Origin of the sequence: Caldicellulosiruptor naganoensis, from assembly GCF_026914285.1 — a bacterium.
Lineage (GTDB): Bacteria > Bacillota > Thermoanaerobacteria > Caldicellulosiruptorales > Caldicellulosiruptoraceae > Caldicellulosiruptor > Caldicellulosiruptor naganoensis.
The window spans coordinates 750,467-771,820 of record NZ_CP113864.1 but is presented as its reverse complement, the minus strand read 5'-3'; the positions used below and the strand labels follow the sequence as shown (position 1 = coordinate 771,820).

Sequence of the window (21,354 nt, the reverse complement as noted above, 5' to 3'; positions counted from 1 at the left end):
TTAGTATTTTTCTATATCAATCTTTTCTTCACATTTTATCTTTTCATTTAAGAATATTGAAGCAACTGCTTCGAACTTTTTCAAATTGTCACTTGCATAAAAATAATAAGTTGGCTCCTCCTCTGAGCTATTTAACATATTGTTTTGTTTTAGAACCTCATATGTTTGTTTTGCTGTCTCAAGCGCAGGGTTTATCAAAGTTACCTCTGGTAAAATCTTCTTTATGACATTTTGTAAAAATGGATAGTGTGTACACCCTAAAACAAGGGTATCTATTCCCTTTTCTCTGAACTCTTCTAAATATTCCTTTGCAACAAGATATGTCACTTCTTTATCGACCCACCCTTCCTCAACAAGCGGCACAAATAGAGGACAGGGCTTTGAATACACCTCTATCTCTGGGTCATACTCTAAAATCTTTTTCTCAAAAGAACCACTTGCAATTGTGCCTTCTGTACCAATTACACCAACTTTCTTGTTCTTTGTTGCTAAGACTGCAGCTTTTGCTCCAGGCTCAATGACAGCAACAATCGGAACATCAAACTGACTTTTTAAATATTCGTATGCATAGGCAGACGCAGTGTTGCAAGCAACAACTACAATCTTGACATTTTTGGATAGCAAAAACCTTGTGTTTTGAGTGGCAAACTTTGTCACTGTCTCTTTGGACTTAGATCCATAAGGGATCCTTGCCGTATCACCAAAATATACTATGCTCTCATTTGGCATAAGATTTACAATCTCTTTGAAGACTGTAAGCCCGCCAAGGCCTGAGTCAAATATCCCAATTGGTCTTGTATCCATAGGCTTTAACCCTCTTTGCTATATTTTATGCTTTGTTTTTGTTGGTTCTTTTCAATTGCAAATTGTATGAGTCTGTCAAGAAGCTGAGGATATGGTATACCGCTGTACTCCATCAGTTTTGGATACATCGAAATACTTGTAAAGCCAGGGATTGTATTTACTTCATTGAAATACACCTTATTAGTTTCTTTGTCAACAAAAAAGTCTATTCTTGCCATACCACTACACTCAAAAAGCTTGTAAATCTTAATAGCAAGCTCCTTAATCTCATCCTCTACCTGCTTTTCAAGTTTTGCAGGAATGATTAATTCTGATGAGCCATCTATATACTTTGCTTCATACGAATAAAACTCCCTCGAAGGCACTATCTCTCCCAAGGCTGACACAAAAATTTCGCTATTGCCAAGCACTGCACACTCAATCTCACGTGCATTTATAGCCTCTTCGATCAAAATCTTGGTATCATACAAAAATGCCTCATGGATTGCCAAAATCAGCTCGTCTTTGTCTTTTGCCTTTGAAATCCCAACTGATGAACCTGAATTTGCAGGCTTTACAAATACAGGATACGAAAACTCACTTTCAATCCGTCTGATGAAATATTCCTTTTTGGAAAGATACTCATCTTTGTAAATCACTAAAAAATGGCCCTGTGGAATCCCCTCTAAAAGAGCAAGTTTTTTAGCAAAAGCTTTGTCCATGCAGAGCGCTGATGACAACACACCACATCCAACATACGGAATCCCCGAGAGCTCTAAAAGCCCTTGTACAGTACCATCCTCACCATTTAATCCATGCAATACAGGAAATACAACGTCAATGTCAATAAAGGTAGCTTCACCATCTTTTATCTTCACAAGCGCTTTTTTAGTCCTGTCTGGTGAGATAAAACATTCAATTGAATACATTGTCCATTTGCTGTCTAAATCTTCTATCTTTCCTGTGTACAAAAGCCACTTCCCTTCTTTTGTAATACCAATTGGTATTATCTCATACTTTTCCTTGTCAAGGTTTTGCATAACCGATTTTGCAGAGATTATCGAAACTTCATGTTCTGTTGAAACTCCACCGAACAAAACTGCAACCTTTAATTTGGTCATCTACGAATTACCTCCACAAATGTGCTTTTTGCAAATTTATAATATTCATATTCATAGATTCTTCAATTTTATTACACTTAAGCAATAAGCAATCCTGTATAAAAAACTACAAACCCAGATATTCTTTTACCTCAGAAAGTATATTTTCAAGAGTCTTTGCATCCTTGCTCTCCGCATATATTCTAATCAAATCCTCTGTACCAGACGCCCTTACCAAAAACCATGCCTCATCCTCTAAAATAACTTTAAGACCATCTCTTGTCCTGTACTCTAAGCACCTCAGCCCAGCTACGTTGTCTTTGCCAAAATTCTTTATTCTCTCTAATGCCTCTTGTTTTTTGCTATGTGTGGTTCTAACGTCAATTCTTTTACTATATAGCTTTCCATACTCAGATTCAATTCTATCTAAAATCTCTCTTGGAGATTTTTCAAGCTTTGCAACCGCCTCTGCAACCAAAAGGTCTGCCAAAATCCCATCCTTTTCCGGCACATGCCCTTTTATAGAAAGTCCACCTGATTCCTCACCACCAATTAAAGCATCCTCTTTCATAAGACACTCTGCAATGTACTTAAACCCAACTGGTGTTTCAATGCATCTCATACCATGTTTTTGAGCAATCTTGTCAATCATAGAGGTTGTTGCGACAGTTCTTGCAACAGAGGAAGCCTTGCCTCTTGTGTTAATTAAATAATCTGTTAACATAAATATCACTTCATTTGCTGAAATAAACTGACCATCAGGGTTTACAACACCAAACCTGTCAGCATCACCATCTGTTGCAAGCCCTAAATCAAACTCCTCTGTCTTTATAATCTCAAGCAAATCCTTCATATTCTCTAAATTTGGCTCTGGCAAATGACCACCAAAAAGTGGGTCACGCCAGTTGTTTATTACTTTTACGTCACATCCAAGCCGTCTTAGAGCCTCGTCAATATACCCTATCCCACAACCATACATAGGATTTACAAGTACCTTTAGTTGTTTGCCCTCAAACGCTTTTTTGTCTATCAGATTCAATATGTCGTTCAAATACTCTTCTTTGTAGTCAAAATACTCAATGAGATCTTTGTCAGGATTTATATCTTTTAGCCCTTCTTTTTGGATTCTCTCAACATTTTTTATTATCTTGTCAGTAATTTGCGTATTTGCTGGACCACCATAATGAGGTATGAACTTTATTCCATTGTAATAATATGGATTGTGGCTTGCTGTTATCATAATTGCACCGCTTGCTCCTTTTTTCACAACTGCATGTGCAACAGCCGGGGTAGGAATTGGATTTTGCGAAAATAGCACTTGAATACCATTTGAGCTTAAAATCTCAGCACAAATCTTTGCAAAGTTTTCTGAATGGAATCTATAGTCATAACCAACGATTATTTTCGGACTTTCGTAAGTTTCCAGGACATAATCTGAAATAGCCTGAGCAACAATTTTTACGTTGTCAAATGTAAAGTCGTCTGCAATAACCCCACGCCAACCATCTGTTCCAAAGGTTATTTTTTTCATCTTTATTAGGCCTCCTTTTTAAAAAAAATTGGACAAGTATATTATAATATAGTTTAAAATTTTTACAACAAACAAAAAAGATGGCCTGCGCAAGCCTATCTCCCAACTTCGCTGCAGCCATCTTCCTAAAACTCTATTTTCTGTCTTTTAAAAGTTCACATCTCTTACTCAGAACTATTTAAGTACTTCTCAATCCTTCTTCTTTACACGTTGCAGTGCATTGTCAATTGATTTCACATCCTTGTGAATCATTTCTGCAATCTCTCTTGACTTTGTCAGTTTGAAGCTCAAAAAGCTTGGGAGGACTGGGATTGACAAAATATGGACCTCAATTTTGTCACTACATCATTTGCTAATACCAATAAATTCTAAGCCTTCCTCATATGTCATGAAGTTTTTTGGACCCTTTATCTTCATTACATTCAGTATATCTCCAGCTTCTCCCTCAATTTTTTGCTTTATCAAATATTTCTTCCCTTTTATCTCTATTTCAAAAAAGTTCATTGAATATATTGCTTCCATTATCCTTTCACTACTTATTCCTTTACCTTTTCTCCTCAAAATATATTCCAATGTCCTTTGCAGTAAAAATGCCAAAAAACATATCACAAAATGTCCTTTTATTCTGCTTTCTGTAAAGTGATATATCGGTCGCACTTCTAAACAGCTTTTCATTACTCTGAATGACTGTTCTATCTTCCATAAATCGTGATATGCTCCTAAAACCTCTTCTACATCCATATCCTTTTTGCTCGTTTGAATTGCATAATAACCGTCAAATTTCTCATCTCGTTTTATCGTTTCCTCATCCAATACATATTCTTCTGATTTTGATTTCTTCTTCAAATATTTCCTTGCACCTTTCTTTTCTAAGGCTGTTATGCTTCCTTTGTTCTCTAAAAGCTCTTTGGCTTTTCTTACCAATCTCTCTCTGTCTTCTTTGTCTTTCTTGGCTCTCTTGCTTGAATACGTTATTATCAAATTCTCTTCTATTTTGAACTCTTTACCCTCTTCATCCTTGACAATATTTGTTCTTTCCAATACCTTATATTTGAATTCATCACCATAAATTTCTTCAGCATTCAAACATCTTTTGCCATCAAGTCTTTTATATCCTTCTTCATTAAAAACTTCATCTAAAATTTCTTTACTTGCATTCTTTAATCTGCTTGCTACTATATAGTCGTACCCAGCTTCTTTTATCATCTTTAAATTTATTCTGCTGTTAAGCCCTTTGTCTGCTACTATTATTATCTTATCTATACTAAATTTTTCCTTCAGCTTCCTCAGTATCTTTACCATCGTCTTGCTATCTATCGTATTACCAGGAAAAAGTTCATACCCTATCGGTCTGCCTTCTTTGTCCACCAAAAGCCCTAATACAACTTGCACTTCATTTACCTTGTTGTCTTTGCTAAACCCAAAATTTTTAAGTTCATCCGCTCTACAACTCTCAAAGTATATTGTCGTCACATCATAAAACACTACATCAACTACCATCTTAAATAAGTCTTTATTTCTCTGATACAGGTATGTCTCTAAATCTTCTTTTACACTGTCAAGAAAATCTAAACACCTGTACAATTGATTCAAATCTATATCCTCTTCAAATCCAAAATATTTGCTTCTCTGATGATAAGTTCTTAGTTTGCTCATTGGCTCTATCAATCTCTGTATGGTCATTAAAAAACTTACTTTGTCTACATCAAATTTTATCTTTCTCTCTTTTGCTGCTTTCCCTTTTAAAAACTTATCAATTTCAAGCTCCTGCCATAACTTTCTGTATACAATGTATCCCCAGTTTTTTACAACTGCATCCGAAATATCTTCTTCAGATTCAATAGTAACAGCTTTTGCATTCTCAGTAGTTGTTTCAGCGACAATATCAGATAGTTTTTTTACAATGTTTTTAAAAGCGGGGTCATCTTTGAGAATATCAAGTCTACCAAAGTTAAATAGTACTCTTTGCTTTACTTTACCATTTTCACGGTAATTTTCGACTAACCTAACATACTGATAACCGCCAGCATTAGTAATTTTGACAAACATATGGCAACTCCTTGAAGATAGTTTGTTATATTGTACCACAAAATATTTAAAAAGTCAAGCAAATTCAGTATATATTAAGCTAAAATTTGTCCCTACATTTTTTAAAATTTTTTATTTTTCTCTTCTTGAAACCCGCATAAATTAAGACTTTGTTATTTTTTGTTAGCTCAAAAACACCTCTTAACTGACAAAGTCAAGAAAAAAATTGGACAAGTATATTATAATATAGTTTAAAATTTTTACAACAAACAAAAAAGATGGCCTGCGCAAGCCTATCTCCCAACTTCGCTGCAGCCATCTTCCTAAAACTCTATTTTCTGTCTTTTAAAAGTTCACATCTCTTACTCAGAACTATTTAAGTACTTCTCAATCCTTCTTCTTTACACGTTGCAGTGCATTGTCAATTGATTTCACATCCTTGTGAATCATTTCTCTTGACTTTGTCAGTTTGAAGCTCAAAAAGCTTGGGAGGACTGGGATTGACAAAATATGGACCTCAATTTTGTCACTACATCATTTGCTAATACCAATAAATTCTAAGCCTTCCTCATATGTCATGAAGTTTTTTGGACCCTTTATCTTCATTACATTCAGTATATCTCCAGCTTCTCCCTCAATTTTTTGCTTTATCAAATATTTCTTCCCTTTTATCTCTATTTCAAAAAAGTTCATTGAATATATTGCTTCCATTATCCTTTCACTACTTATTCCTTTACCTTTTCTCCTCAAAATATATTCCAATGTCCTTTGCAGTAAAAATGCCAAAAAACATATCACAAAATGTCCTTTTATTCTGCTTTCTGTAAAGTGATATATCGGTCGCACTTCTAAACAGCTTTTCATTACTCTGAATGACTGTTCTATCTTCCATAAATCGTGATATGCTCCTAAAACCTCTTCTACATCCATATCCTTTTTGCTCGTTTGAATTGCATAATAACCGTCAAATTTCTCATCTCGTTTTATCGCTTCCTCATCCAATACATATTCTTCTGATTTTGATTTCTTCTTCAAATATTTCCTTGCACCTTTCTTTTCTAAGGCTGTTATGCTTCCTTTGTTCTCTAAAAGCTCTTTGGCTTTTCTTACCAATCTCTCTCTGTCTTCTTTGTCTTTCTTGGCTCTCTTGCTTGAATACGTTATTATCAAATTCTCTTCTATTTTGAACTCTTTACCCTCTTCATCCTTGACAATATTTGTTCTTTCCAATACCTTATATTTGAATTCATCACCATAAATTTCTTCAGCATTCAAACATCTTTTGCCATCAAGTCTTTTATATCCTTCTTCATTAAAAACTTCATCTAAAATTTCTTTACTTGCATTCTTTAATCTGCTTGCTACTATATAGTCGTACCCAGCTTCTTTTATCATCTTTAAATTTATTCTGCTGTTAAGCCCTTTGTCTGCTACTATTATTATCTTATCTATACTAAATTTTTCCTTCAGCTTCCTCAGTATCTTTACCATCGTCTTGCTATCTATCGTATTACCAGGAAAAAGTTCATACCCTATCGGTCTGCCTTCTTTGTCCACCAAAAGCCCTAATACAACTTGCACTTCATTTACCTTGTTGTCTTTGCTAAACCCAAAATTTTTAAGTTCATCCGCTCTACAACTCTCAAAGTATATTGTCGTCACATCATAAAACACTACATCAACTACCATCTTAAATAAGTCTTTATTTCTCTGATACAGGTATGTCTCTAAATCTTCTTTTACACTGTCAAGAAAATCTAAACACCTGTACAATTGATTCAAATCTATATCCTCTTCAAATCCAAAATATTTGCTTCTCTGATGATAAGTTCTTAGTTTGCTCATTGGCTCTATCAATCTCTGTATGGTCATTAAAAAACTTACTTTGTCTACATCAAATTTTATCTTTCTCTCTTTTGCTGCTTTCCCTTTTAAAAACTTATCAATTTCAAGCTCCTGCCATAACTTTCTGTATACAATGTATCCCCAGTTTTTTACAACTGCATCCGAAATATCTTCTTCAGATTCAATAGTAACAGCTTTTGCATTCTCAGTAGTTGTTTCAGCGACAATATCAGATAGTTTTTTTACAATGTTTTTAAAAGCGGGGTCATCTTTGAGAATATCAAGTCTACCAAAGTTAAATAGTACTCTTTGCTTTACTTTACCATTTTCACGGTAATTTTCGACTAACCTAACATACTGATAACCGCCAGCATTAGTAATTTTGACAAACATATGGCAACTCCTTGAAGATAGTTTGTTATATTGTACCACAAAATATTTAAAAAGTCAAGCAAATTCAGTATATATTAAGCTAAAATTTGTCCCTACATTTTTTAAAATTTTTTATTTTTCTCTTCTTGAAACCCGCATAAATTAAGACTTTGTTATTTTTTGTTAGCTCAAAAACACCTCTTAACTGACAAAGTCAAGAATTTTGACAAACATATGGCAACTCCTTGAAGATAGTTTGTTATATTGTACCACAAAATATTTAAAAAGTCAAGCAAATTCAGTATATATTAAGCTAAAATTTGTCCCTACATTTTTTAAAATTTTTTATTTTTCTCTTCTTGAAACCCGCATAAATTAAGACTTTGTTATTTTTTGTTAGCTCAAAAACACCTCTTAACTGACAAAGTCAAGAAAAAAATTGGACAAGTATATTATAATATAGTTTAAAATTTTTACAACAAACAAAAAAGATGGCCTGCGCAAGCCTATCTCCCAACTTCGCTGCAGCCATCTTCCTAAAACTCTATTTTCTGTCTTTTAAAAGTTCACATCTCTTACTCAGAACTATTTAAGTACTTCTCAATCCTTCTTCTTTACACGTTGCAGTGCATTGTCAATTGATTTCACATCCTTGTGAATCATTTCTGCAATCTCTTGATAACTCCTTCCTTCAAGGTATAGATTTAAAACCTTGTACTCAAATGGCCTTAAACAACCTGTGATGATATTTAATGCGTTTTCAAACTCCTCCTTTGTAATCATAACTTCTTCAGGATCAGAGATAAAAGAGTTAGCAATTGTGTCAAGCAAAGTCCTCTCGTCATTCTCTTCATAAACGGGTTTATTCAGTGATATGTACGTGTTAAGAGGTATATGTTTTTGCCTGCTTGCAGTCTTTATTGCGGTTATCACCTGTCTTGTAATACAAAGCTCAGCAAACAGTTTAAAAGTGGGGTATTTGCTCTCATCAAAATCGCGCACAGCTTTAAAAAGGCCTATCATACCTTCCTGGTAAATGTCATCCTTTTCAGCACCAATCAAAAAGTACATTCTACACTTTGCCTTTACAAGGTTTTGATACCTATTTAAGAGCACTTCTGTAGCCTCTTTGATACCCTCGCGCGAATACTTTACAAGTTCTTCATCTGTACAACTATTTGAAATTTAAAAGTTGTTTTTGTGATGTCAAGGCAAAATGCCTCCTTAATTTTTAAGCCTTTTTTGTCAAATGTTCACCATACAAGATTTCTTCCCACATCATAACTATATATTATCACCAAAGGTGTATCAAGCTTGGTCTAATCTTTTTTTGAATTTCTCTAACTTTTCAAGGATGCTACTATCAAGCGTATCTTCAAGTCTGTCTTTTCTCCTTACCTCTTCATTAACCTTTCTCTCAAGCTCTTTTTTATAATTCTCAATCTCATATATAAGCTCTCTTGGAGGCATTCTAATAGCCCCGTCCCCTAAAATCATAAGCTGCTCTAAGTAATTAGATGTCACAACTGCAATTGATTCATACTTTGCATTTTCATAGACATACTTTTTCTATGTAGTTATCAGCCGTCTCACTTCTATGTTATTTATAACTTCTTTTTTCCGCTGAGCACCTTTTACTAAATGTGAGTCAAAAACAACTGTTATCCTACACCCTCTATACCCTGAAAAGTCAGCCAAAATATCTATAAGTTTCTTTCGCGCAACTTCTAAATCATCCTTAGCAATTTCTTTTAACTTGCTCCAAGCATTTATGAAATTGTAGCCGTCAACCATCAAGTGCACCTTTTCCTTCTCCTTCTTGAATTCTTTGTTTTAAAACCTCAAAGAAGATAATCCCAGCCGCAACAGAAGCATTGTAAGAGTTGACCTTGCCTTTTTGGGGAATTTTCACTAAAAAATCAGCCCCCTCTTTTACAAGCCTTGAAATTCCTTTACCTTCAGAGCCAATCACAATACATGTTGGAATCTTAAAATCACAATCATACAAAAGCTTTGTGGCATTGTTGTCTGCTGCGTACACCCAAATACCCTTTCGCTTAAGCTCATCTATTGTTCTTCTTAAGTTAACAACTCTTGCTACCTTAATGTGTTCAATTGCACCAGCTGAAGCTTTTTCAACAGTAGGGGTGATCGGGCATGAATTCCTTGCCTCAATAATAATACCATGGGCACCACATAAATGGGCAGACCTTATAATTGAACCAAAATTGTGTGGATCGGTAACCTCGTCTAATAACACTAAAAAAGGCTTTTCGCCTTTATTTGATGCTTCAAGCAAAAGGTCATCTATATCCCAGTACTTATACTCCTGAGCAATTGCAATTACTCCCTGTGGATTTTTTGTCTTCGCCATCTTTTCTATCTTGTTCTTGTCAACTAACTTCACAACAATGCCTTTTTGTTTGCAAAGGTTTATAATCTCAGAGATGCTCTTGTCCTTTGCAGTGTTTGATATATATACTTCTGTTATTTGAGTGCTGCTATTTAGTGCCTCTTTTACTGGATTTTTTCCCTCAATTGTCCTCATCTTTTTCCCTCTTTCCAAGGTATTTTTGTCTGACCTTATCATACTCCCCACAAGAAAACTTGCCTTCTGGGCAATAGCCAAGCTTTATACATTTGGGACCTGCAAATTTGAACAAATTTGGCGCAATACCTTTTACTATCTCCAAAATCTTATCGGCAACGCTTCTTATTTCCCACTGTGCTCTGTTGCAACACCGCTGTTCAAAAAAATGCAAAAGCTCTCTTGCGTTCATTGTCATGATTATCTTCGTCTCACACGCATTCGGAAGAACATACCTTGCATCTTCTATTGCCATCTTCTCGGCCTTCTTCAAAGCCTCTTTTTCACTCAAACCCTTGCTAATAAGAACTTTTTTGTGTTTTTCCTGCAACTTTTCTGTCAAAACTCTATAACTTTTTGCAATCTCATTCATTGTGTCTATGAATATATTTTTAAGCTCTTGGTCTTCTTCTATACTTGGCGGGATTACATAGTCAAACCCATCAAGCCTCACATACCTTTGAGACTGCTGAGAATATGAAGCAATCCTGTGTCTGACAAGCTGGTGTGTAAAGCTCCTGCTAACACCCTCAATCCCAAATGTAAAACTCACATGCTCAAGCGGAGATTCATGGCCAACATCAATCAAGAGATTTAAAAAGTTTTTAACTGCTTCGCTATCGAGCTTATCATAAATATTCTCAACTGATGTATTTGAATAACAAAGCTTTGCAGCTGTTGCTACAACCTTTTCAGGGTCGGGTGTATGCGATAAAAGAACAACCTTAAAGCTCATTTTTATCCTCCATCTTCTTCTATTGACTTTTATTGGTATAAAAACAAAGATGATTTTGTGATAAAATTATTTTATCACAAAAAGGGGGCATTTTTATATATGCTAAAGGTCTTTATTCAACAAAAGGTCCAAAACTTTGTTGTAATCACTTATGACTTTATCAAAAACCACATGCCTTTTTCTGACGGGGAGTTCGTGAAGGTATACATATACCTAAAGTTCTTGCTTCAAAATAAAGTGGAATTTATTGAGATAAACAAGATAGCACATGACCTAAACCTTCTTGAGAGTGATGTAATCAAAGCACTTGAATTTTGGTCAGAAAGAAGACTGATAAAGCTTACAAAAGATGCAGATGGAAATATAACAATTGATTTTTTGGACGAAAAGCTTGAGTTTGAAAAGCCTGAAAATGCACCTACACCCCCTGTCTACACAACTGAAGACTTATCAAGGTTTTATGAAACAGACGAAAAATTCAGGGGACTTCTTGAATTTGCTCAAAAGCAATACTGCAGGACTTTCAATAAAAATGATATAGACGTGCTTCTTGAAATTTATGATTGGTTAAAGCTTCCTATTGAGGTAATATATCTTCTCATAAACTATGTAACAATCACTAAGAATAATAAGAATCTTAAATACCTTGAACAAATGGCAATTAAATGGAAAGAGCTGAATATAGATAGCATTGAAAAGGCTGAGGAGTACATAAGGTCACAAGAGGACACAAGTAGAATAAAGAGACTTGTACTTCAGAACCTTGGAATATATCACAGAGCTCCGACTAAGGTCGAAGATGAGATTATGAACGTTTGGATAAATGATTGGAAGATGCCTGAAGAAGTCATAATATACGCTTTGAGTCTGGTAAAAAATGTTAATAATCCCACTGTAAATTATGTAAATGGTATAATAAAGCGATGGTATGAGGCAGGACTAAGAAGTTTAGAGGCAATCAAAAAGTTTGAGCTTGAAAATGCACAAAAGAGAGAGAAAAACAAAAAACAGTCAAGTTCTAAGAAAGTTTTATATGAAGAAAGAGATCCGTCTACATATACAGCTCTTGAAGAACTTTATAAAAAGGCATTGAGAGGTAATAGAGATGACGATGATGACGAATAAAAAGAAGATAATTGAGATGATAAACAGGATATATCAGCAACGTCGTCAAAATGCAGAAATTGCAAGAGAAAGAAAGATTGCTCAGCTTTCTTCCAAGTCAAAAGATTTTGATATATTAAATGAAAAGATAACAAAAGCAGGTTTAAAACTTTCACAAGCTTCTCTTTCTCAAAACCAAGCTGAGATAGAAAAGTACTCAAAGATACTTGATAGCTTACTTCAGAAGCGGACAAAACTTTTGATTGATCTTGGACTTGGAAGTAATTATTTAGAACCTGAGTACACATGCCAAGCATGCCAAGACACTGGTTTTATTGTAAGTGAAAACGGAATTGAGGTTTGCAAATGTAGAACACAGCTCTTCATAGAACTTTTGTATGAACAGAGCAAGTTAAAAGATATTCTAAAAGAGCATAACTTTAAAAATTTTAACTTAGAATATTATTCAAAAGAGATAGACCCACAGGAAGGTATATCTCCTTATGAAAATATGTTAAACATTATAAAAGAAGTAAAAAAATTTATCAAAAACTTTGACAAACCTTCTCAAAAAGGACTACTTTTTTACGGTAGTACTGGGCTTGGCAAGACCTTTTTAGCCCACTGTATTGCCAAAGAGATTATTGACAGAAAAAAAACGGTAATATTTCTTGACAGCATCTCATTCTTTGAGATTCTAAAAGAAAAGTACTCTAAAATGGTAAGGCTATACGATGAAGTAGACGATGAAGAGTATAAAAGCCTTGAAGAAGTGGACCTTTTGATTATTGACGACCTTGGAAATGAGGGAAAAAGTGCAGAGTTTTGTTATGGTGTATTTCAAAGTCTTTTGGACAAGCGTTATATGACAAACAAGAAGATGATCATTACAACAAACTATAACATCGATGGTTTGCTAAAGCTCTACTCAGACAAAACAATGGGAAGGCTTCATGAGTATTTCATGTTTTTGCATCTGTTTGGTGAAGATATCAGGGTTATAAAGGCTAAAACTCAGTTAGAAAGGAGAGCTACTTAATTGCAAAAAGTAGCTCTCCCTCGCAAACAACTTCACCTTCAACATAAGCAACAGCTTTCGCCTTGCCAATTGAGCCTTTGAGAGATATAAGCTCTGTTTCAATCAAAAGCACATCTCCCGGTCTTACAACCTTTTTAAACCTTACTTTATCAATACCCGCAAAAAACGGAGTCTTTCCTTTAAATTCTTCTTTTGAGAGCATGGCAACAGCTCCAACCTGTGCCATTGCCTCAACAATTAAAACACCTGGCATTACAGGATTGCCCGGGAAATGCCCTTGGAAAAAAGGTTCATTTATTGTTACATTCTTTATTCCTTTTGCCTTTTTTCCCTCTTCTATCTCAATTATTCTGTCAACAAGCAAAAATGGGTACCTGTGTGGTAAAATCTGCAATATGCTGGTAACATCGTACATTAACTACATCTTCCCTTCATAAGTTTTTGAAATTTTTTACAGTTTAATTATAAACACCAAAACAAAATATACAGCCATCAAAATCAAACCTATCGGAACTCCAATCCTTGCCCACTCTTTACTTTTAATTTTGAACTTTCCTGCAGAGATTATATTTGGTATATTTCCGGGAATTAGCATTCCTCCACTTATAATCATTCCAAGAACAATTGCTCGGACCTGTTCATCTGTCATTTCTCTTGAAATCTCTGCAGCTGCCAGGGTAGCATTATCCACTATTGCAGAAATCATGTTTACCCAGTAAAGAATTTTGGCATCTAACTTTATGATGTACAAATCTATCAAGGGTTTAAAAGCAGTCCCTAACAGTTCAAGTGCAAATACGAACACAAAAACCTTAAAAGCCCTTAAAAACACATCTTTAATGCTCTCTGCACTTTCTGTAAATTCATCTTTATCTGTTTTACTTGCCTTTTTAACAACAAGAGCTGCTAAAAAAGCCATTAACAGTATTGTGATAAAAATTTCTAACCCAATTGCTCTTGCTAAATAGAAAAAGTCTGCTTTAAGCTTTGAAATAGTAATTGTTGCTAACGGTTCACCAACTGGTGTCAATGCCGCTCCAAATCCAATTGCAAAGCACGCCAATACAATAACCTTTACCTTGGTGTTTCTGTCAAGTGGCATGTGATGCATTATTTCGGTTAATAACAGTGACGCAATTATGGCAGTAATAAAACTTGAACTTAATCCCAAAATAACAATTATAACAAACACAAAAAGCTGGATTGAAATTCTATGAGTTAGTAATTCTATCATTGTGTTTATTCTATTTCTAAAGAAGAAAAACAACATCCCTGCTATCAAAACAGCAAAAGTTATATAATAAAGCAAATGATTTTTAAGAATATGTTCAAATAAATCTAAGCTCATTTGCTTTGAAATAATAACACCTATAATGCCCATTATGAACAAAAAATACTCTAAATTATGTTCAACTGCCTTAACAAAAAAAGGCAAAAATAAAATAATCAAAAGTAGTACTATTAACCCACTAATCATTTTTTATCAATCCTTTCAAGATTAATACTAAAATTAGTTGTTTTTACTCGTTTGGTACTCTTGAGTTATTATTTCATACACTTGAGAAAGAATATACTCCAATCTTTCAATATTGTTTTCTAAATACAAATAACCAATTAATGTTTCAAGTGCTGTAGCATATTTATAATCACTCAACTTAGCATTCTTGGAAATGGTTTTAGTCTTCGCATTCCTGCCTCTCTTTACAATCCTTTTTTCATTTTCGTCAAGCTTTTCATACAATTTTTTTATAGCTACTGCTTGACTTGAAGCCCGAACATACATAGTAGTTTTCAAGTAGTAAAGATAAGGAGTCAAATCAGGATTCTCGGATATCACTTTATTTCTTACATATAACTCATACACTGCATCGCCGATATAAGCATATACTAAAGGACTAAGCAATTCATCAACACTCTCTCTTGAATGAATTCTAAAAGTCACTTACTCACTAGACTTTTCTCAATCAGCAGTACCTAAAACTCTAATTGTATTGACATATGGGTCAGCAGTGCCCTGAAGCTGACAGTCCTCCTCTTTCAGAAGTTTAATGTAATCTACAAGGTCTTTTGTTATTCTCTCCCCAGGCAAAATTAGTGGTATTCCCGGCGGATATGCCATCACCATTTCGCCCGAAATCTCACCAACTGCATTGTCAAGCTCAACAACCTTCTTTGAACTATAAAAGGCATCACGTGGCGAAACAATAACCTGTGGTGAGTGAAGCACTATTGTTGGAGTCTTTACATCTTTTACACCAAGTTTCTTTGCCATATCACGCAGCGCTTCAATTAGCTTTTCCACACTCTCTTGTGTATCACCTAAAGTAATTACTGCCAAAATATTGTAAAGGTCAGACATCTCTATCTGTATATTGTACTCCTCTCTTAAAATTCTTTCAGCTTCATAACCAGTAATTCCAAGCCTTCTGACATTGATTCCAAGCTTTGTCTCATCAAAGTCATAAACACCAGGTGTTCCAATAAGCTCTTTGCCAAATGCATAAAGTCCTTCAATCTTGTTTATTTCCTCTCTTGCCATCCTGGCAAGTCTCAAAGTCTCTTCTAACATCTCTTCACCATACATAGCAAGCTGTTTTCGTGCAACGTCAATTGAACACATCAAGATATAGGATGAGCTCGTTGTCATTGTAAGGTTCAAAATTTGCCTTACTGTCTCAGGTTGAATCCTGTGACCTCGCAAAAGAAGTACTGAGCTTTGAGTAAGTGACCCACCCGTCTTGTGTGTTGACACAGCGCTCATATCAGCGCCAACTTCCATGGCGGTCAGTGGAAAATCATTGTGAAAGCCCATATGAGCACCATGCGCTTCATCAACCAGAACTGCCATACCAAATTTGTGTGCAGTTCGAGTTATAGACTTTAAATCACTTGCTATACCATAGTATGTTGGATTAATAACAAACACAGCCTTTGCATGAGGATGCTTCAAAATAGCCTTTTTGACGTTCTCTACTGTCACACCCATTGTAATACCAAGCTTTTCATTTACCTCTGGCTGTACATATACAGGAATTGCCCCGCTTAGGATTATTCCACCAAACGCGCTCTTGTGCGCATTTCGGGGCAAGATAATCTCATCACCAGGCTCACAAGCTGACATTATCATTGTCTGCACACCAGCTGTTGTACCGTTTACTAAGAAGTAGGCATATTGAGCACCAAATGCACTTGCAAAAAGCTTTTCTGCCTCGTAGATAACTCCAATCGGATTGTTTGGATTGTCCAAATCTTCCATGCCATTTAGGTCCATTAACATGACGTTCTGTCCAACAAAATCGGTAAACTCCTTCAATCCTCTGCCATACTTGTGACCTGGCACATGAAATGGGATGATGTTTTTCTAAATGTGTCTTTTTACAGCATCAAAAAGGGGTGTTTTGCTCTGGTCCTCCTTTGTCACCTTATTCTGCCCTGCCTCCATCCTTTATATTTTTTAATTTTCTGAATGATAATTATACCACACTACAATTTTTTTAAAAGTATTTCTTTACTCAGATATTATCAAGCGTTTTGGGAAAAATCTTTGCAAAAGTATATTGTATTTAAGAAATTATATGCTTTTTCACTCTCCTTCACATATCCTTAAATGCTGCCTAATTCTTTGTTACTTTTTTAATTTAACCAGAAATCAGTAATTTCACTTTTATACTATATTGCGGCAGGGCCTTATCGTCTAAAACCATGTCTCTACGTTATCATTCCCAGTTTATTTCACACTGTCTTTCTCTCATTGCCACTCTTCAGTATATTTGTAATCAACTCCATATTTTCTAATTTCTAACCAGCAAATTACTTAAAGAGCTATTGTCTCCTTTTAAATCTCGATACAGTTTAAAGGTTTGCAGTTACATCAAAGAGAAACACTCTCTTATTTAAAATATCATTAATTTCCGCAAAATTTTATGAAATTTCCAGCCTCTCTCTAAAACAGATTACACCAACACAAATTGTTATTACTGAATATGTCAAGTCCAACCAACCAGCACCAATTTCTCTGTCAGATTTAAGATATGCCGTACCATAAAGACCTCTTTATATACATTCTCACTTTCCATATCTTAGCCAACTAAAAACAAAGCCCTAAATCTTATTCCATTAAATTTCTTAAACTTACCATAAGGAGTGTCTTTTTTAGTAACATAAATCTTCTTTTAAGTATAGCCAAAAGTTTTACTCTCACAGATATTGCTTCCGTTACTTCTTAACAATTCAACAAACCTTTACCGACAAAAATAGTAACAACAGACTTTCTGAACTAGCATAAATTGTTAAGATTTCAAAAACAGCTACTAACAGAGTCATCAGGCATATCCTAACTTTGAAAAAGCGAAAAACATAATTTTCTCTATAATACTTAAAAACATTCACTTCATAGACTTACAACCCAAAAAAAAAGTCATGCAAAATATAAAAAAACAGCTTAAGGGCTTTAGTACCAACCTTTAGTTACTGCCCTCGTATTAAAAATGTCCTTGTCATTGTCATCGTTGAAATTGGAAATATCAGAAAGTTTAATATAATGAAGTTGTTGTTTGCTAAATATATGTCAGCATCATTATGCATCGATATTAGGTAGATAATCTCAAGTACTTAAGAATACTTTATTTAGGTTAATCATGGCAATCGATAATCCCTGAGCCATCTATTCAGTTTCTCTGCTATTTGGTAATAATTAGCAAACATCAAATTTATAAGGCACACCAAACCAAGAAATTCTCGTAAATTTTTTTTGATACTTTTCATTTGTGTCGTTATTTATTTTGCTCTTTTCTTCTTTTATATTACTCTCTTTTTTCTCTTAGTTTAAAATTCATTTGCATACCTATGAGTTGAGCATTCTCTCCCTTAATTCGTCCGGGTCTATTGACAACCTAGCAACACCAGAGTCCATAGCAGCTCTTGCTACGCTAGATGCAACATGGGCTGCTACTCTCTTATCAAAAGCCTTTGGAAGGATATTCTCAGCACTAAACTCTTCTCCTACAAGATCTGCTATAGCAGTAGCTGCTGCAATTTTCATATCCTCGTTAATCTCCCTTGCTCTGACCTCAAGTGCTCCTCTGAATATCCCAGGAAAAGCAAGAACATTGTTCACTTGGTTTGGAAAATCAGACCTCCCAGTACCCACAACTTTTGCTCCACCAGCCTTTGCTTCATCAGGCCATATTTCAGGTACAGGATTTGCCAAAGCAAGGACTATAGGATCTTTTTTCATAGATGCAACCATTTCTTTAGTAAGTACGCTCGGTCCTGATACACCAATAAATATGTCAGCCTCCATTAAAGCGTCATTGAGCTTCCCTTTTATTAAACTTTTATTTGTCAGCTGCGCAATTTCTTCTTTACTCCAATCGTTTCCTTCTCTACCTTTATATATTATTCCTTTTCTATCGCATAGAATAATATCCTTTACACCAACCTTTAGCAAAAGCCGTGCGGTAGCAATTCCTGCAGCTCCAGCACCATTTATAACTACAGTCACATCTTTTATTTCCTTACCCACGATTTTAAGGGCATTCATCACAGCAGCAAGAACAACAACCGCTGTACCATGCTGGTCATCATGAAAAACTGGAATATCTAGTTCTTCTTTTAATCTTTTTTCTATCTCAAAGCACCTGGGCGCTGAAATATCTTCCAGGTTTATTCCTCCAAATATTGGTGAAATATTCTTTACAGTAGAAATGATTTCCTCCACGTCCTGGGTATCAAGGCAGATAGGAAATGCATCAACACCGCCAAAAATCTTAAATAAAATGCACTTTCCTTCCATAACAGGCGCTGCGGCTAAACTCCCAATATTCCCAAGCCCTAATACTGCCGAACCATCTGTAACTACAGCTACCATATGGCTTTTTACAGTGTACTCATAAGCAAGCTCAGGGTTGGCTTTTATTTCCTTGCAGGGCTCGGCAACCCCTGGAGTATAGCTTAAGCTTAAATCAACTGAATTTTTTACCGACACCTTGCTTATCACTTCTATCTTACCTTTATTTTCCCTGTGAAGCTTCAATGCCTCTTCTCTTATGTCCATTTTTTAACACCTCCTGATTTCTTCAAATTAGAAAAAGTAATGTTTTTGTTACTAATCTTTCTAGCCTTGTTTACTGTTTAAAAATTCTAAAGATTCTTTTTTACAAAAGATTTTCTAAATTACAATTGTCACACTTTTGTATCTTTTCTTCTTTCTTGAAGATGAGATTGCCGTGTTACCCACTTCGGTCGTGATACTTTAATAAATTTTATTACCTCTATTATTGTGGAACCTCTTTCATTTACGTGTAAACGTTATAAGATTATTAGAGTTATTACAAAATACTTCTTGAATGCAAAGAAAGTAGTACTTGTACATTTTCAGAAAAAATCGACATTTTCAAACTTGTCTAATTTTTACTTTTACACCTTACAGAAATGGTACTCTTCACGTCTTTTTTTTAAACACCTATTTGTGTTACTATGACAACAGAATCGAGTGATATTAAAATGTTCCCACAACAACTTACTTTAGCGTCTCCATATTTTTTATAATCCTATTTTCCGATTAGACTTACTAAAAATCCACCGATTATGAGCATAATAGCTCCTCCGATGCGAGAAGATATCTGGGCAAATGGCATAAGTTCCATCCTCTTGCACGCAGAGAGCACAGCAACATCTCCTGTACCACCCATATTAGCCATGCACAGTCCAGCAGTTATTGAAGCTTCTATAGGATAAAACCCGACCCATTTGCCTATAATCCACGTACCTAAAATAGCCCCTACCACAGTTGCACAAACAAGAAGTATGTATTGCCATGACATAGCTGCAATGATGTCTGCAAGATTTGTATAACTTATGCCTATCCCTACGAGTAGTGCAGCAGTCCAATAGTTCACAACAAATTGATACCACTGACTGGCAGCTTGTTCAAGTTTCTCTGGTAAAAGTCCTAAAATTTTTGCTACCGCAACGGAAATTATCATCCACGCAAATGGATGTATTGAAGGCACAAAGTTACCAATTATGTTCCCAAGGACGTAGAAAGTACATGACATAAGCATACCCATACCCATCATTGTAAGGTCGAGACCAAACTTTTTCTCTGTTTCGATGTTTATATCCTGTGATGGCATTATTCTACCATTTCCAGTTAATTGTGGCCTCATTTTTCCAATTCTGTCCAACATACCTGCTGCAATGATAGCAAGAGCATTCCCAAGAGCTACAGCTGGAACCATCCGCGACAATATAGAAGTAGGATCCTGATTCAAGACTCCACCATATATCTTGGACATAGGAACAGCACCTGCACCCATTCCCCCTCCCATGATAGGTATGCCTATATAGAGGAGAGCCTCTTTCCATCCATATCCTATTAGCTTCCCTACAATCGACACAAGCCCAAGGGAAGCTATAATTCCTCCAAAAAGTGCAGGGAAATATCTAGCGCCAGCGTTTATTAAAAGTCTCCTATCCATCCCCAATATGCTACCTGTGATTAAAGCAGCGATATAAAAGTCCAGGAAGTTACTTGTCTTCATAAAGTCGTTTACAGTTTTAATCGTTCCTTCTGGCAGCAGCTTAAACATAACAAGTGCAGCGGTACCAAATATAATAACGATTGGAGCTCCACCCAGGTAGTCTTTTATTATAGGAAGTCGATTTCCTATCTCCCACAATATGGCACCAATCACTATCATAAAGCCGAAGGCACCTACCATATTGGATGGCAAAAGATTTAAATAAACACTAGCAAAAATTATAATTGTAAGAATTAAGAAAATAGATAATGAAAAACCAGCAATTTTAAATCCTTCTTTGGTCATATAAACTATCCTCCTTTTTATCTGTTGTTATGCTAGATAGAATATAGCACTTTCAGAGAGAAATACTCAAGTTTATTTAAATATTTAAAGCAATTACGTAAATAATTAAAGTCTAAGATAAAAGTAATAGATAGGTTGCCGAACGTTTTTTGAGATAAAGTTATAGTAAGAAGTGCAAAACCAGATGAAAAAAGAATGGAAAATAGCTTTTATAAAAGCACAAAAATATTTAGAAAGTTTTTCCAACAATTGAAAGGACAATTAAAGCTTTAAAATCAAAGAAAGCAATAATGAGGAATGCCCAAAGAAACTTAAACGTATGTAAATATAAATAGGCTTGTTTTGTTTACACAGTAAAAAACAAGTTAAACAGTTTGAGGAAATTAGAATACAGAATAGA

At 35.0% G+C, this 21,354-nt stretch carries 15 protein-coding genes and 3 pseudogenes; 2 read left to right on the top strand and 16 right to left on the bottom strand.

Translation table 11 applies throughout. The features are described 5' to 3' along the window. From murI to thyX, 10 genes and pseudogenes are all read right to left on the bottom strand, one after another. The gene (gene murI, locus OTJ99_RS03645; protein ID WP_045165192.1) at positions 1–804 is read right to left on the bottom strand and encodes a glutamate racemase; all 804 of its coding nucleotides are present in this window, start codon (positions 802–804) and stop codon (positions 1–3) included. Positions 805–809: 5 nt separating this feature from the next. Then, complete coding sequence (locus OTJ99_RS03640) at positions 810–1,904, bottom strand: D-alanine--D-alanine ligase family protein (RefSeq protein WP_045165193.1); 1,095 nt, start codon at positions 1,902–1,904, stop codon at positions 810–812. Between the two features lie 106 nt (positions 1,905–2,010). After that, complete coding sequence (locus OTJ99_RS03635; protein ID WP_045165194.1) at positions 2,011–3,414, bottom strand: phosphoglucomutase/phosphomannomutase family protein; 1,404 nt, start codon at positions 3,412–3,414, stop codon at positions 2,011–2,013. A gap of 164 nt (positions 3,415–3,578) precedes the next feature. After that, positions 3,579–3,681: pseudogene (locus OTJ99_RS13005) on the bottom strand (RNA polymerase sporulation sigma factor SigH); the annotation flags it as partial. Between the two features lie 78 nt (positions 3,682–3,759). After that, on the bottom strand, positions 3,760–5,463 hold the full coding sequence (locus tag OTJ99_RS03630) for an IS1634 family transposase (protein WP_045164553.1): 1,704 nt from the start codon (positions 5,461–5,463) through the stop codon (positions 3,760–3,762). Between the two features lie 513 nt (positions 5,464–5,976). Continuing rightward, positions 5,977–7,680, bottom strand: a complete 1,704-nt coding sequence (locus tag OTJ99_RS03625; RefSeq protein ID WP_045164485.1) for an IS1634 family transposase — start codon at positions 7,678–7,680, stop codon at positions 5,977–5,979. Between the two features lie 554 nt (positions 7,681–8,234). Then, positions 8,235–8,869: pseudogene (locus OTJ99_RS03620) on the bottom strand (RNA polymerase factor sigma-70). A gap of 98 nt (positions 8,870–8,967) precedes the next feature. Further along, positions 8,968–9,453: pseudogene (locus OTJ99_RS03615) on the bottom strand (NYN domain-containing protein). After that, positions 9,446–10,207, bottom strand: coding sequence for a 23S rRNA (guanosine(2251)-2'-O)-methyltransferase RlmB (gene rlmB / locus OTJ99_RS03610; RefSeq protein WP_045165570.1), 762 nt, complete (start codon positions 10,205–10,207; stop codon positions 9,446–9,448). Before rlmB ends, OTJ99_RS03615 begins: the two are co-directional and overlap by 8 nt. Further along, positions 10,194–10,982, bottom strand: coding sequence for an FAD-dependent thymidylate synthase (thyX, locus tag OTJ99_RS03605; protein WP_045165196.1), 789 nt, complete (start codon positions 10,980–10,982; stop codon positions 10,194–10,196). The genes rlmB and thyX overlap by 14 nt, the downstream gene beginning before the upstream one ends. A gap of 99 nt (positions 10,983–11,081) precedes the next feature. On the opposite strand from thyX, the gene OTJ99_RS03600 reads away from it, so the two are divergent. Next, complete coding sequence (locus OTJ99_RS03600) at positions 11,082–12,107, top strand: DnaD domain protein (protein WP_045165197.1); 1,026 nt, start codon at positions 11,082–11,084, stop codon at positions 12,105–12,107. Next, positions 12,094–13,125 (top strand): ATP-binding protein, encoded by a 1,032-nt coding sequence (locus OTJ99_RS03595; protein ID WP_045165198.1) that lies wholly within the window; start codon positions 12,094–12,096, stop codon positions 13,123–13,125. The genes OTJ99_RS03600 and OTJ99_RS03595 overlap by 14 nt, the downstream gene beginning before the upstream one ends. On the opposite strand, the gene fabZ is transcribed toward OTJ99_RS03595, so the two are convergent. The 6 genes from fabZ to OTJ99_RS03565 form a co-directional block, all read right to left on the bottom strand. After that, positions 13,118–13,540: a 3-hydroxyacyl-ACP dehydratase FabZ gene (fabZ, locus tag OTJ99_RS03590; RefSeq protein ID WP_045165199.1), complete on the bottom strand. Its 423-nt coding sequence runs from the start codon at positions 13,538–13,540 to the stop codon at positions 13,118–13,120. The genes OTJ99_RS03595 and fabZ overlap by 8 nt on opposite strands. Before the next feature lie 36 nt (positions 13,541–13,576). Continuing rightward, positions 13,577–14,602, bottom strand: a complete 1,026-nt coding sequence (locus tag OTJ99_RS03585; RefSeq protein WP_045165200.1) for a DUF1646 family protein — start codon at positions 14,600–14,602, stop codon at positions 13,577–13,579. A 33-nt stretch (positions 14,603–14,635) separates the two neighbouring features. Then, complete coding sequence (locus OTJ99_RS03580; protein WP_200889466.1) at positions 14,636–15,028, bottom strand: Mini-ribonuclease 3; 393 nt, start codon at positions 15,026–15,028, stop codon at positions 14,636–14,638. A 57-nt stretch (positions 15,029–15,085) separates the two neighbouring features. Further along, positions 15,086–16,480, bottom strand: a complete 1,395-nt coding sequence (locus tag OTJ99_RS03575; RefSeq protein ID WP_307188753.1) for an aminotransferase class I/II-fold pyridoxal phosphate-dependent enzyme — start codon at positions 16,478–16,480, stop codon at positions 15,086–15,088. Positions 16,481–17,968: 1,488 nt separating this feature from the next. After that, positions 17,969–19,180 (bottom strand): NAD(P)-dependent malic enzyme, encoded by a 1,212-nt coding sequence (locus OTJ99_RS03570; RefSeq protein ID WP_045165202.1) that lies wholly within the window; start codon positions 19,178–19,180, stop codon positions 17,969–17,971. A 496-nt stretch (positions 19,181–19,676) separates the two neighbouring features. Beyond that, on the bottom strand, positions 19,677–20,954 hold the full coding sequence (locus OTJ99_RS03565; RefSeq protein WP_045165203.1) for a 2-hydroxycarboxylate transporter family protein: 1,278 nt from the start codon (positions 20,952–20,954) through the stop codon (positions 19,677–19,679). Positions 20,955–21,354 lie beyond the last annotated feature (400 nt).